Source organism: Thalassolituus oleivorans MIL-1, from assembly GCF_000355675.1.
Classification (GTDB): Bacteria; Pseudomonadota; Gammaproteobacteria; order Pseudomonadales; family Oceanobacteraceae; genus Thalassolituus; species Thalassolituus oleivorans.
This window is the reverse complement of sequence record NC_020888.1, coordinates 1,411,545-1,425,735: the sequence shown is the minus strand read 5'-3', so window position 1 is coordinate 1,425,735 and position 14,191 is coordinate 1,411,545. Positions and strand designations below refer to the sequence as shown.

7 protein-coding genes are annotated in these 14,191 nt (G+C 48.2%); 4 read left to right on the top strand and 3 right to left on the bottom strand.

Annotated features, from left to right (window positions below; genetic code table 11):
• Nucleotides 1-286: 286 nt before the first annotated feature.
• Both TOL_RS06425 and TOL_RS06420 read left to right on the top strand, forming a co-directional pair.
• Nucleotides 287-622, top strand: coding sequence for a type II toxin-antitoxin system RelE/ParE family toxin (locus tag TOL_RS06425; protein ID WP_231848010.1), 336 nt, complete (start codon nucleotides 287-289; stop codon nucleotides 620-622).
• On the top strand, nucleotides 615-902 hold the full coding sequence (locus tag TOL_RS06420; RefSeq protein ID WP_015486489.1) for an XRE family transcriptional regulator: 288 nt from the start codon (nucleotides 615-617) through the stop codon (nucleotides 900-902). Before TOL_RS06425 ends, TOL_RS06420 begins: the two co-directional genes overlap by 8 nt.
• A gap of 4 nt (nucleotides 903-906) precedes the next feature.
• On the opposite strand, the gene TOL_RS06415 is transcribed toward TOL_RS06420, so the two are convergent.
• A complete protein-coding gene (locus TOL_RS06415; protein ID WP_015486488.1) occupies nucleotides 907-1,575 on the bottom strand; it encodes a cupin domain-containing protein in 669 nt (222 codons plus the stop codon).
• A gap of 232 nt (nucleotides 1,576-1,807) precedes the next feature.
• Between TOL_RS06415 and TOL_RS06410 the strand changes: the two genes are divergently transcribed.
• Nucleotides 1,808-2,110, top strand: coding sequence for a DUF6172 family protein (locus TOL_RS06410; RefSeq protein WP_015486487.1), 303 nt, complete (start codon nucleotides 1,808-1,810; stop codon nucleotides 2,108-2,110).
• A gap of 2 nt (nucleotides 2,111-2,112) precedes the next feature.
• Nucleotides 2,113-2,574: a YehS family protein gene (locus TOL_RS06405; protein ID WP_025265820.1), complete on the top strand. Its 462-nt coding sequence runs from the start codon at nucleotides 2,113-2,115 to the stop codon at nucleotides 2,572-2,574.
• Between the two features lie 89 nt (nucleotides 2,575-2,663).
• Here the strand turns inward: TOL_RS06405 and TOL_RS06400 are convergent, their stop codons facing one another.
• On the bottom strand, nucleotides 2,664-2,915 hold the full coding sequence (locus TOL_RS06400) for a GlsB/YeaQ/YmgE family stress response membrane protein (protein WP_015486485.1): 252 nt from the start codon (nucleotides 2,913-2,915) through the stop codon (nucleotides 2,664-2,666).
• Between the two features lie 144 nt (nucleotides 2,916-3,059).
• Nucleotides 3,060-13,850, bottom strand: coding sequence for a tandem-95 repeat protein (locus TOL_RS06395; RefSeq protein WP_015486484.1), 10,791 nt, complete (start codon nucleotides 13,848-13,850; stop codon nucleotides 3,060-3,062).
• Nucleotides 13,851-14,191: the final 341 nt, after the last annotated feature.

Here is a 14,191-nt window from a genome sequence, read left to right as displayed (position 1 = left end):
CCACTAATACTATTATTTTTGCGATGTTCATAATGCCTACCTCAACTTGATGTGTAGGGCCATTATGGTCGGTGGACGTTAACCGAAACTTAAAAAATATGTACTTGCTTACCTATGCTCCCTTTGCTCTCCATAATAAGAAAGTTGCCTGATTGTTCTATTCGTTCCTACCGACTAGCTTCCTATTAACAACCAATATGGGCTGAGAGGGTTACGGGTTGAATAATAGTTTCGACACATCGTACCAAAGATGGTACATTCCTTGATGGCTGTACATAGCAGAAAAATGATTACGGCTGTTTTCTATCGTTCTGACAATGGCAATGAGCCCGTTCGAGATTGGTTGTTGGAGTTATCTAAGGATGATCGAAAGGCCGTCGGCACTGATATTAAAACCGTTGAGTTTGGCTGGCCGATAGGAATGCCAGTATGTCGCCCTATGAAGGACGGCTTATATGAAGTCAGAACGAATCTCTCAGACAGACGAATTTCACGAGTACTATTCTGCTTCCGCAGCGAAAAAATGGTTCTACTACATGGTTTTATTAAAAAATCGCAGCAAACTCCCAAGCCTGATTTAGATTTGGCAAAGAGACGAAAAAGAGAGGTAGGTAATGGCTAAACGTAATCAGCATTTAGGATCATCCTTCGACGAACTACTCGAAGAAACCGGTGAACTTGCTGAAGTTAATACTGTATCTATAAAGCGTGTAATTGCTTGGGAAATTACTCAAAAAATGGCAACCGAGAGGCTGTCTAAAACCAAGATGGCGGAGCTAATGCATACTAGCCGTTCAGCCCTAGATCGCCTGCTTGATCCTGAAAACACCTCGGTAACTCTCAATACATTAGACAATGCTGCTCGTGCGATTGGTAAAACTCTGCGCATTGAGTTGGCTTAAACGATCACACCGCTTCCGGCAGATGCCCTACTTTAACGTAGATTAGTGCTCCGTCTTCTTTGGTAAATGGCGTGTGCTGGCTTAGGTGTGGGCTACGCAGCCAGCTGCCTTTAGGATAGCTGCCGTGCTCGTCGTGAAACGTGCCTTCAATAACAAATATCTCTTCGCCGCCCCAATGCCTATGCGGATTAAATTGAGTATTGGGTGCCCATTTTACCAGTGCAACATTCTCGCCTAGATATGAATGCAGGCTCATCACGGTTAAGCCGTCGACCAGCCCTTGTCGCCACGGTTGAGCGTTGGTATCTACTGCACACTGGCGTTGGTCGGCGCTATCGAACTGATGCAGTTTGACGAAAATGATGGCGCCTTCGGGGCCGACATGTGGCGAATGCGATGACCCAATAGGATTGCGCAGGTATGAGCCTTTGGGATACTCGCCGTGTTCATCAGCAAAGATGCCTTCAAGAACGAATATTTCTTCACCACCGCCATGTGTATGCGCCGGAAAGCGGCTATTAGGTGCATAGCGTACCAGCGACGTGGCTCTCGCGACTTCATCACCAATGCGATCCAGCATCATACGTTCAACACCGGCGGTTGGGCTGTCGACCCAGTTGTAGTCGTTGGGGGTTATGACCACTCGTTGACTAAAATCATCGTTTAGGTGCATGTGTTTAGGCTTCCGGCTTGTAGGCTTGCTGTGCGAATAGGCTTCAGTTTAAGTGGCTCAAGCTGAAGAGTCATTACCAGCAATCACCGCTGCAAAAAAACGCCTTAGAGGTTATCCAAGAGTTTAACCCTAATGAATGGTAGAATCCCTGTACAAAGATTACACTGCCCGCCATTAGACCCCTTGCGCTACTCGGCTGCTTAGCCGTGTATCTCACCCTTGTAGGAACCCAATGAAAAGAACCTTTAAGTTAGACCACCCTAAAATCAAAGTGCCGCGTGTTGTTGACTCTATCAAGCACGACATAAAGAAGTTTTTGAAGAAAGAACGCCAAAAAGATCTACCTAAGGGTGCGACCTACTGGGATTTCGATTGCAAGCTTGGCCAGTCGGAAGAGTCGGCAGTTGAAGTACGCCTGCCAGCGTTAGCGAAAGGTATCGATGAGCTTGTTGCGAACAACATTATGACTATTTATGTTGAAATCACGGCAAAAGCTATTGAAGCCGGTGAAAGCCAGCCCGTGCAGGAGGACTAGTTATCAATACCAACGATATCCTGCGCCGTGTGCGCTATATGTTCGATTTTAACGACGAAACCATGCTGTCTATTTTCAAGCTGGGCGGCTACGACGCCACTAAGCCTGAATTACTGAGCTGGTTGGCTCGTGATGAAGCTCCTGAGTTTGCTGTGTGTGCCGATGAAAATCTTGCGCGCTTTTTAAATGGCCTGATTATTAAAAATCGCGGCCCTAAGGGTGACGAAGTACCTGAGCCTGAGCGTAAGCTGACCAATAATATCGTATTGCGTAAGTTGAAAATCGCGCTCAATCTACAAGCCGATGACTTGTTAGAGATGCTGAAGCTTAACGATTTTAATTTGGGCCAGCACGAATTAAGCGCCCTCTTTCGCCGCCCAGACCATAAAAATTATCGCGAGTGTTTAGATCAATTGCTGCGTAATTTTTTGGACGGCATGGAAAAGCACTACCGAAAGAAATAGGACTTTAGACGATTCCCTAAATTTAAAATTAAGAAATATTTAAAAATGGCCATTAGATTTTGGCCATTTTTTTGATTTTAAATTCGTAATTAAGCTCGTTTAATAAGCCGAATTAAAAAGAGTAAAATTACCGCTCCGAGTGTGGCTGTAATAATTGAACCAATGAGGCCCGCTACCGCAATACCAAGCACACCAAACACATAACCACCAACCACGGCGCCTAAGATGCCAATAACGATATCACCTAGCAACCCAAAACCACCGCCCTTTGTAATTACTCCAGCCAGCCAACCTGCAAGTGCACCAATCGCTAAAAATATGAGAAGCTCTGTCACGTCCATAATGTTCTGCCCTTGTTAAATGTATGACTTTAGAGTTGCGCCTCTGCTTTTAAGTTCACTTATTTTCGTTGCCATAAAAAAGCCCCGAATCTTCGGGGCTTTTTTATCTCTTAATAAATCCCCTATTTTCATAGAGGAAAAAGATTAAGGCGTTGTTGTTGTATCCGACGGTGGTGCAAGAATCGTCAAGAAGTCGAGGAATCCTTGTAATCCACCTAATGGGTCTGGGTTAGCGCTGGTATACGTCCGTTGCGAACCATCCATCAAGCTGATCATCAGACCATCTTGGCTGTTACCTAAGTGTGCCGTAGCCACTAAGGTTTCATCCGCATAGATATAACCCGCCGCACCCGATAGGAAGATACGCATTGCATTAGCTGTCGAGTTCTTCTGGCTAATATCAATGTATCCAGCTTGCTCCAAGGTCATGGTGTAAACACCGCCTCCTTCTGATATGTCATAGACCTGAGTACCGCCATAGACAAGATTAGCAGCCACTTCATCTTGAATTTCCTGCCATCTTTGTGCTGTAGGTGCGACAAACACTGCATTCGTATCAATTAGACTAAGTGCATAATCCTTCATCACATCAATGATCGGAGATAGCCCTTCAATAGTCACATTGCTAGATGACGTCACCGCAGGTAAACCAATTTTGTCTTCGACTTTCGCCGTGGTCATATAACTGGTGTCGTTGATCTCTAAGCGGAACAAATCTTGTCCGCTAATAGAATTCAAGGTTTCACCTGCAGGATTAGTTCGGCTCAACGAAGATACATACACATCGAATACCGGGCCTGTTTTAGTGCCCTTCAATACTAAGCGGTCAAAGACAAAACCAGCATCCAACTCATTCGTCTGGAAAACCAGACTATTGTCGGCGCTAACAATTTTCAAAGATCCACCTAATGAGCGTAAAGCAACACGCAGATTAATCACCTCAAGCAACGCGTTCAGCTCTGTTTCTACTTGAGTTGTATCGTTATATCCACTTTCCCCAAATAAGCCAACCGGGGGCTTATCTGCAAAAGGTGCCAAGGCTGTACTCGGACTGTCCGACACATCCAGATTGAAACAAACGTTAGTCAACACCAGCTTGGCCGTACTGTTGGTAATAGTGCCGTTGTAGCACATGTTTAATCCACCCTGAGGAGTATATCCGCCTCGACCACCGAGCAAATTACGTATATCCGGAATTACAGCCGTCACATTAAAGGTTTGCCCTTGTGCTGTTCCAGTTACCTTCAATTCACAAGAATTGCTAGAAGACAGTGAACAACGGTTACTAAATGCATTAGCCTTAGTAATCTTCGGTGAAACACCCGTAAAGTCAGCCGATGGAACTGGGTCATCACATGCCAAATAAGGGTATGTATTCGCTAGAGGCACACAGACCGACGTGCTAACACCGTAGCCAAGTAATTCTGAAAACGCAGCCAATAAGTTCGCAGTATTAGTCTGATCTTCCGTTGTGACATACAACCAATCCAAGCTACGGTTGGTCTGGTTGATGCCAGCCTCTGCCGCTGCAACTTGGGCATAGTAGTAGTCATAGACCTCCAACGGCGCAACTGCACGGTCGAAGTTAGCCACGTCGTAACCTGTCGCTTCCCCCAAGGTTGTGACGTTGCGGCATTCGGTGCGATCAACCAACGGATCGGTATCTAAACAAATACTTGGATCAGTCGCTTCTGGGCTCCAGCGAGTTACCAGTGCATCGAAGCCTGCAATCATGCTGTCGAGGGCTGAATCAACATTCACATAGTTAGCAACCGTCTTCGCACTGATAATGAAGGTATCGAAGCCAGTGTAATCAAGTGATGTCGTACCATCGCTAAGATTCAACGCGGTAACGTCAATCGTGCCCGACTTCAACGGCATCTGACCGCCAAGTACACCGAACATCAGACCCAGCCCATCAGAAATAGTGTTCACTGATAAACCCTTAACCGTCGCTGTTTCTTGCAAACTTGCAGCAAATACAGCATGGCGAACGCGATTCATATCTGTTGCTACAGCTTGGGATAACTCAAACGGCGAGGTGATATCAATAACGCGTTGCAGCATGTAGTTCTCATCACCGAAACCAAACAGCTCTGACAGGCGACGATGCGTTAACAAAATGTTGTTATCGTCAATCGCTTGTGGGAACTGCTGTAACCATACCGCCGCCATATTGGTTAATGGAGTCACCGCAATTGGGCCGTCGAAGTCGGCACCACTGACGATGGTATCGAGCGTTAGGCCAACTTCTGGGGCACCGGTTTCGCCATAAAGTGCGAAGGTCGATAGCACACAGCCACTTGGAGTATCACACACCATCGCACTGTTAGCGTCGGTAGTAACGCGCACACGTACTGGAGCAGATTGCGGGCCAAGATCGAAGCCGAAGTAACCCTGCGCATCCGTGGTAGTCGTGCCGATTAGATTCCAAACATGATCGCCGTTGCTATCCAAACCGCCGTAGGTTGCTGCTTCTACCGTTGCATTAGACAGCACACCTTTTACTGCGCGACCAGCCACTGCAGGCTCAGCCTGAACACTGATATCGAAAGTTTGAGTATCGGCATCTGATCCATCAGTCACGCTAACCACGACGGTTTCGGTACCTGTTGCCGATGGAATCCAGCGGATTTCACCGGTAGTAGAATCGATCGCCATACCGGAAGGGCTAGTGGTTAGCGAGTAACTAATGACATCGCCTTCAACATCACTGGCGGTGACGTTGTACGCATACACTTGATTCTCGATTGCCGTTGTTACGGCTGTAGAGGTAACCATAGGCGCGTCGTTAACCGCTGCGACATTCACTGTTACTGTGTTAGTCGCTGAGGCAACGCCATCGGTTACTTGCACGATGAAGCTATCACTGCCATTGAAATCAATGTTTGGCGCATAGCTAAACTGAGAGCCGTTCATGGTAACGATGCCGTGCAGCGCAGCCGCGTTAACAGACCAAGCTAAGCTATCGCCATCCGCATCCGTTGCACTGAAGGTCAGGCTACCAGTGTCGTCGTCTTCGTTAGTATTCAACACCGATGTGCTACCTTCGGTAATCACTGGTGCGTCGTTAACCGCGGTGATGGTTACTGTCACAGCAATCGTGTCAGTTAATTCACCGTCTGATACTTGAACACTAAAGGTATCAGTACCATTGGTATCCAACGACGGAACATAAGTCACCAAGCCAGTACCATCAACGGCAACACCACCTTGTGAAGCGCCAGAGCCAACAGGAATCGACCAAGTCAGAGTGTCACCATCCGCATCGGTCGCCGCCAATGACAATGTCGCTTGGGTATCTTCGTCAGTCGTCATGGTGGCGGTAGCGCCATTCGTGATCACTGGCGCTTCGTTGACAGCATTTACCGTCACGTTAACCGTAATGCTCACATTCGAGGTGCCATCACTCAGTTGCACAACAAAGCTATCGTTGCCGATGAAGTTTGCAGTCGGCGTGTAAGCAGCTGACACATTGGTGCCGCTACCACTGATACTCGCAACACCATCGGTTGCATCAGTAATCACGGTCCAGCTTAGGTTAGCTGCATCAGTGTCGATATCCACTGCCGTCAGCGCCACGCTTCCTGCTGTATTTTCATCAGTGATTAAGTTGATCGTGCTGCCCTGCGCAATTGCAGGTGCATCATCAACCGCATTCACAGTCACGTTAACCGTGATGGTATCGGTCAATTCGCCATCGCTGATTTGAACAACAAAGCTGTCGCTGCCATTAGTATTCACACTTGGCGCATACGTCACTAACATGCTAGCGCCGGTATTAACCGCGTTCACGCTGGCTGTGCCATTCGCTGCCTGAGTCAGAATCGTCCAGGTAATGCTGGCTGCAGCGGTATCAATATCCGTTGCATTGAGCGTTACGCTGCCAGAGACATCTTCATCGGTCACAATCGCTGCTGTGGTTTCAGTAATGGCAGGCGCATCGTTTGCTGCATCTACCGTTACATTCACAGTAATCGTGTCGGAGTCAGTGCCATCGGTTACGTTCACAATAAAGCTATCAGCACCGTTGTAATCTGCACTTGGCGTGTAATTCACAACTTTGCTTGTACCTGTACCAGAAACCGTTGCCGAACCATTAGCGGCCACACTGGCGATAGTCCAAGTCAATTCAGCTGCTGCGTTATCCGCATCCGTTGCATTAAGAACCAAGCTAAAGGCTTGCGGAGTTGCATCTTCCGACATAGTCACAGATACACTCTCACCTTCAGTGATGACTGGCGCATCGTTAACCGCCGTCACCGCAATAATGAAGTTCTGTTCTGAACGCAAGGTTTCATCCGATGCAAACAGTTGAATCGTAGCGGAGGTATCGCCGTTGATAGGCGTCCAAGACAGCTCACCCGTTGTTGGATTAACACTCATGGTCGCTGGTGCGCTAGCGCCTAGGCTCCAAGTCAGAGTATCGCCATCAACGTCCGTCGCTGCTGGTACATAGCTATATACCTGACCTTCTGTTGCGGTAGTAATCGCAGTAGAAGTAATCACTGGCATATCGTTCACAGCATTCACTGTCATAGTCACTGTGATGGTATCGGTTAAAGCACCATCAGAAACCTGTACTACGAAGCTGTCCGTACCATTGAAGTTGGTATTTGGCGTGTAGTTAACCGTGTTGCTCGCGCCGTTACCTGACACAGAGGCCGTACCGTTAGTCGCAGCCGAACCAATGGTCCAAGTAATCGTGCTGCCATCAACGTCGGTTGCATTCAAAGCAAAGGTCTTAGCCGTATCTTCATCGGTGCTTTGAGCTGACGTTTCGCCCTCAGTAATTACTGGTGCATCCGCAATCGGCGCAACGCTTACATTCACTGTAATCGTGTCTGATGCGCTGCCATCGCTAACGGTAACCACGAAGCTATCAGTACCATTGAAGTTGGCATTTGGCGTATAGCTAACGGTTTTGCTCAAACCGCTGCCAGTTACCGTTGCCGAACCATTGCTAGCCGCAGAAGAAACAGTCCAAGTGAGTATCGCTGAATCCGCATCGGTCGCGTTCAACGTCACAGAGCCAGCCGTATCTTCGTCAGTGCTCAGAGCTGCTGTCGCACCTTCGGTAATCACTGGCGCGTCGTTAACTGCACCAATGGTAATGGTGAAGCTTTGAGTTGTCGTCGCAACACTGTCGGTTACTTCAACAACGACGTTCTCGCTAATGGCACCATTGCCTGGCGTCCAAGTAATAACACCCGTAGCAGAGTCAATATTCATACCTGATGGTGCCGTCGTTAGGCTCCAAATCAGCGTATCGTTCTCAGCATCCGTCGCGGTGGCAGTGTAGGTATAAACCTCACCTTCTGTTGCTGACGTAATTGCAGTGGACGTAATCACTGGCGCGTCGTTGGCAGCATTCACCGTCACATCCACGGTGATGGTATCGGTCAACGAACCATCGGTGATGCTGACGATGAAGCTGTCGCTACCGTTGAAATTGGCGTTCGGCGCATAGCTCACCACTTGGCTTAAGCCAGCACCAGAGACTGTCGCAACACCGTTAGTGGCTGCTAAACCCACAGACCAGTTAATGGTATCGCCATCAATATCGGTTGCGTTCAGCGTTACCGTACCAGACGTATCTTCGTCCGTTGTAATAGCGGCCGTTGTTTCTGTAATGGCTGGTGCATCATTGGCAGCATTCACCGTCACATTCACAGTAATGGTATCGGTCAAGGAATCATCAGTGATTCTAACAACGAAGCTATCAGTACCGTTGAAATCAGCATTCGGGGCATAGCTCACAACTTGGCTTAAGCCAGTACCTGACACGGTTGCAACACCGTTAGCGGCTGCTGAATCCAAAGCCCAAGTGATGGTATCGCCATCAATATCGGTTGCGTTCAGAGTTACCGTGCCTGAGGTATCTTCATCCGTTGTAATCGCAGCTGTTGTTTCTGTAATGGTTGGTGCGTCGTTCACACCACCCACAGTCACGGTGAAGCTTTGCGTTGCATTCGCTTCGGCATCAGCCACTTGAACGGTGATATCTGCAGACGTCACGCCATTCGCTGGCGTCCAGCTGATCACACCGCTGTTGGCATCAATAGTCATGCCTTCAGGAGACTGAGTGAGGCTCCAAGTTAAGGTATCGCTTTCTACGTCAGAGGCCATTGCCGTGTAGGTATACAACACACCTTCTGTCGCATGCGTATTGGCGGCTGAATTAATAAAAGGCGCATCGTTCACAGCATTAACGGTGACATTCACTGTGATGGTGTCGGTCAACGCACCATCGGTGATGCTGACAGTAAAGCTATCGCTACCATTGAAATCTGCATTAGGTGAGTAACTGACTGTTTGGCTTAAGCCAGTTCCCGTAACGTTCGCGGTACCATTGCTCGCAGCAGAGGCAATAGACCAAGTGATATTGGCTGCGTCAGTGTCGGCATCAGTCGCGTTAAGAACGAGATTACCAACAACGTCTTCATCAGTAGTTAACGTTGCAGTTTCACCTTCGGTAATTACTGGTGCGTCGTTAACTGCGCCCACAATGACAACAAAGTCTTGAGTTGCAGTGGCAGCGCCATCGGTAACTTCGACAGTCACATTGGCATCAGTAGCACCATTCGCTGGGGTCCAGATGATCTCACCGCTATTTGCATCAATCGTCATACGATCTGGAAATTGCGTCAGACTCCAAGTGAGCGTGTCGTTTTCTGCATCAGTTGCAGTAACTGTGTAGCTGTATATTTCGCCTTCTGTGGCCACGGTAACTGGGCTAGAGGTGATTTCGGGGGCATCGTTTACTGCGACAACAGTAATGGTAAACGTTTGAGTCGCTGAGGCATCAGCATCAGCAACGACTAGCGTTACATTAGCGGTTTCAACTCCGTTCGCAGGTGTCCAGCTGATCACACCGCTGCTGGCATCAATAGCCATGCCCTCTGGGAACTCAGTTAAGCTCCAAGTTAAGGTATCACCGTCGATATCGCTGGCTGTTGCGGCATAGGTATAGGCTTCGTCTTCCGTAGCGTCTGTTACGGCAGCCGATGTCATAACCGGCGCATCGTTCACAGCATTTACGGTCACATTAACGGTAATGGTATCGCTTAGCTCACCATCGCTAACGGTAATAGCGAATTCATCACTACCATTGAAATCTGCATTCGGCGTATAGCTAACCGACTTACTGCTGCCAGTGCCCGTTACGCTTGCCACACCGTTAACCGCTACTGACGACACTGACCAGGTTAGGCTTGTTGCAGCCGTATCAATATCGGTGGCATTAAGACCTAGACTTGCCAACGTATCTTCTTCAACCGATAAGGTTGTTGTTGCGCCTTGGGTAATCTCAGGGGCATCGTTGACTGGCGTAACGGCGATAGTCCAACTTTGAGTCGCAGGTACTGAACCACTCTCACCGCCATCTCGCACAACAACAGTCACTGGCACGCTGACGTCGTCATTAGTAGGCGTCCATTCGATCAGACCCATGCTAGATACCGTCATGCCTGCTGGAGCGGTCGTCAATTCAAATGTCAGATCCGTACCGTTGTTGGCATCATCAGGGTCAGTGACTTGAACTGGGTACTGATAAACCATGCCTTCTGTTGCAGTAACAATCGCTACAGACGTGATTTCTGGCGAATCGTTAACGCTGCCAACCGTGATGGTCCAGCTTTGCACAGCGGCAACCGCACCGTCTTCACCACCATCAATAACTTCTAAGGTTACGTCGGCAGTCGTTACAGTACTTCCTGGCGTCCACTGAACAACACCGGTCGTTGATACCGTCATACCTTCTGGCGCTTGAGTTAGCGTAAAGGTTAAATCCGTGCCGTTATTGGCATCATCAGCATCAGAAACTTGCGCAGTGTATTGATACTGCGAAGCTTCAATCGCATTAGTCGACGGAGCGCTAATAAACACGGGGGCATCATTGACTGCCGCAACATTCACCGAAATTGCGATGGTATCGGCTAGCGAGCCATCCGACACAGCAACAACAAAACTGTCGGTACCACTAAAATCTGCATTTGGGGTGTAGTTAATGGTTTTGCTTAGTCCAGTACCTGATACGGACGCTGAACCATTATTTGCAACGGATACAACAGACCAAGTTAAAGTCGCTGAATCAGCGTCGGTAGCGTTAAGAGTAATGCTGCCAACGGTATCTTCGCTGGTATTGATTTGTGCAGTATCGCCTTCTGTAATCACTGGAGCGTCGTTAACGGCACCAATTTCAATAACGAAGGTTTGCGTAGAACTAGCGGCGCCATCCGATACTTGAATAACGACCGTTGGATTAGTAGCAGCATTACCCGGAGTCCAGTTAATAACTCCAGTATCGGCATCAATTTCCATGCCGGCTGGTGCTTCAGTCAGACTCCAAGTCAGCGTATCCCCTTCCACATCGGATGCAGTGACAGCGTAACTGTAGGCAACGGCTTCAGTGGCTGATGTATTGGGTACTGAAGTGATAGCAGGAGCATCATTCACTGAATTAACAGTCACCGATACGGTGATCATATCGCTTAGAACACCATCACTTACTGTGACTATAAAGCTGTCGTTACCCGAAAAATTGGCATTAGGTGTATAGGTAACGGTTTGAGTTAAACCAGAACCCGAAACACTCGCTTGACCATTAGTCGCGTCATTAGCAGACCAACTAAGGTTAGCGGCATCGGTATCTAAATCGGTGGCACTTAATACAGTTAGAACTAGGTTATCTTCGTTAGTTGTTAACGAAACGTTTTCACCTTCGGTGATAACTGGCGCGTCCCCCGCTTCGGTCACGGTGACATTAACAGTAATCGTAGCAACTAGCTCCCCGTCGCTGACTGCGACAACAAAGCTATCGCTACCGCTAAAGTTTGCAGTTGGCGTATAGGTAACAGTTTGACTTGCACCCGTACCACTGACAATCGCTGCACCATTGAGTGCATCAGTATCGATCGTCCAAATGAGGCTGGCAGAATCAGTATCAACGTCCGTTGCGTTTAGAGTTAGTGTCGTTGCCGTATCTTCATCAGTAACAAGCGCGGTCGCTTCACCTTCAGTGATGACAGGCGCATCGTTGACGGCAGTCACAGCCACAGTAAAGCTTTGGGTATCGTTAAACTCACCGTCAGAGACTTCGACAACAACAGCCTCGCTAGTCACAGTCTCAGCAGGTGTCCAAGTAATAACGCCAGTAGCCGAGTCGATAATCATTCCTTCAGGGGCAGTGGTTAAACTCCACTGCAGAACATCATTCTCTTCATCAGTAGCACTGACTTCGTAGCTATAGGTTTCGTCTTCTGTTGCCGTTACCACTGCTTCTGAAGTGATAACGGGGGCATCGTTAACTGCAGTAACAGCAATAGTGAAGTTCTGACTGGCGGGCTGTACGCCATTTTCACCACCATCGGCGACTTCAATGGTTACATCGACAGTGCCTTCGTGGCCCACTGGGGTCCATGCAATCGCGCCAGTTGCAGAAACAGTCATACCCTCTGGTGCAGTCACGAGGGTAAAGGTCAAATCGGTACCGTTATTGTCATCATCTGGATCGGCAACAACAAGTTGGTAGACATACGGCGAATCTTCAGTCGCCATTGTTGGGGCGACAGATGTAATAGTTGGTGCATCGTTTACAGCATCAACACTGATCGTCCAACTCAAGCTCGCTGTAGCTGCTCCGTTTTCACCACCATCAGCTACCATGGCTTCTACAGAAGCAGACGTTACATTAGCAGGCGCAGTCCAAGAGATAACACCCGTTGAAGAAATGGTCATACCAGCTGGAGCGCTGGTTAACGAGAAAGTTAAGTCTGTGCCGTTATTGGCATCATCTGGATCAGTAACTTGCAGCGCGTAGGTATAGGTAGAACCCTCAATCGCGGAGGTCGATGGCGAACCAATAAATGTAGGTGCATCGTTGACCGGAGTAACATTGATAGAAAATGACTGTGTTACTGGTTCTACGCCGTTCTCACCACCGTCAGCAACGGAAACTTCAACGCTCTCGCTATAAGCTGCCGCGCCATTTTCAGTAGGTGTCCACTGGATCAAACCAGTCGATGAAACCGTCATTCCCGCTGGGCTATTCAATAAGGCAAAAGTCAGGTCAGCGCCGTTATTATCATCTTCTGCATCAGACACGTCTAATTGGTAGCTATACGCCACATCTTCAGTGGCGACGGTCACAGGTGAAGATTTAATATCCGGTGCGGTGTTAGTAGTAACAACCTTCAAGTTCCACTTTTGGCTTGGTCTCGCTACAAAACCGTTTTTCCAATCTTCTTCGCCATCGGTAACGGTGACATTAATTCTAAGACCAGGATCCAACAAACCTATACCCGGATCGGTTGGAACTTGCCACTGCAATAAACCCGTTGGGGAAATCGTGACACCGTACTCTTCTGGTGACACCCCTAATAATTCAACAGACGGAAGCGAAACCGCAAAAATAAGGTCGGTACCATTATTGACATCATCAGGATCGTTAACTTCAAGTTGATAACTAAAAGTAGTGCCGGCGACGGTAGTCACTGGCGCAACAGAGGTAATTACCGGCTTGTCATTGATATGCTTAACAGGCAGAAGGAATGTCTGACTACGTGAAACCGTACCATTTTCATCGGAGTAGGTCGCTTCGATAGTGACGTTCACCGTGTCACCATGCTCATCCGTTGGAGTCCACTGAACCAAGCCATCAGGACTAATAGTCATGCCGCTAGGCCCGCTCACTAAGCGGAAAGACAGATTTTCTGCCAGCACAGCACTGGTTACGAGGGCATATTCCCAACGCTCGTCTTCCGTAGCTTGCGTTACCGGATCTGAAAATATATCCAGAAAGGCAGCGGCTTTATCCGGGTCAGTAATAACGATATCAACCGTTGTAGAACCACTATCCGAGGAACCACCGTCTGAAGAACAAGCAGACAGCACCAAAAACATGGACAACACGAGACCAAAGCGAACGTATGACAAGGAAGCACCTCTCCAAGACGCGAGCAATCATCGTTCTACTTGGTTCAGTAGCGGAGGTGAGATCCGAATGCGACGATTGTTATTTTTATAATTATTTGCTCACTGGCCGAACTATCTAAACCACTCGTGGCAGCGGACAAGTTCAGACAGATAAGGTTTTCTGCAGACCATACTAATGAAAAAGCATGGCTATATCTATGGAAACCGACGACATTGACAGACATTTTACCTAGTTTGACTGAGAAATGGCCCATACCAATTAACTAGCGATTACTCGACTTCGTCAGGCAAAATACAGTTATTCTGCTGGCCGTTCTGTAATGATGACCTCACTCCACTCA

Coding starts and splice junctions, on each gene's coding strand:
- TOL_RS06425 (WP_231848010.1), top strand. CDS start 287: ATGATTACGGCTGTTTTCTATCGTTCTGACAATGGCAATGAGCCCGTT.
- TOL_RS06420 (WP_015486489.1), top strand. CDS start 615: ATGGCTAAACGTAATCAGCATTTAGGATCATCCTTCGACGAACTACTC.
- TOL_RS06415 (WP_015486488.1), bottom strand. CDS start 1,575: ATGCACCTAAACGATGATTTTAGTCAACGAGTGGTCATAACCCCCAAC.
- TOL_RS06410 (WP_015486487.1), top strand. CDS start 1,808: ATGAAAAGAACCTTTAAGTTAGACCACCCTAAAATCAAAGTGCCGCGT.
- TOL_RS06400 (WP_015486485.1), bottom strand. CDS start 2,915: ATGGACGTGACAGAGCTTCTCATATTTTTAGCGATTGGTGCACTTGCA.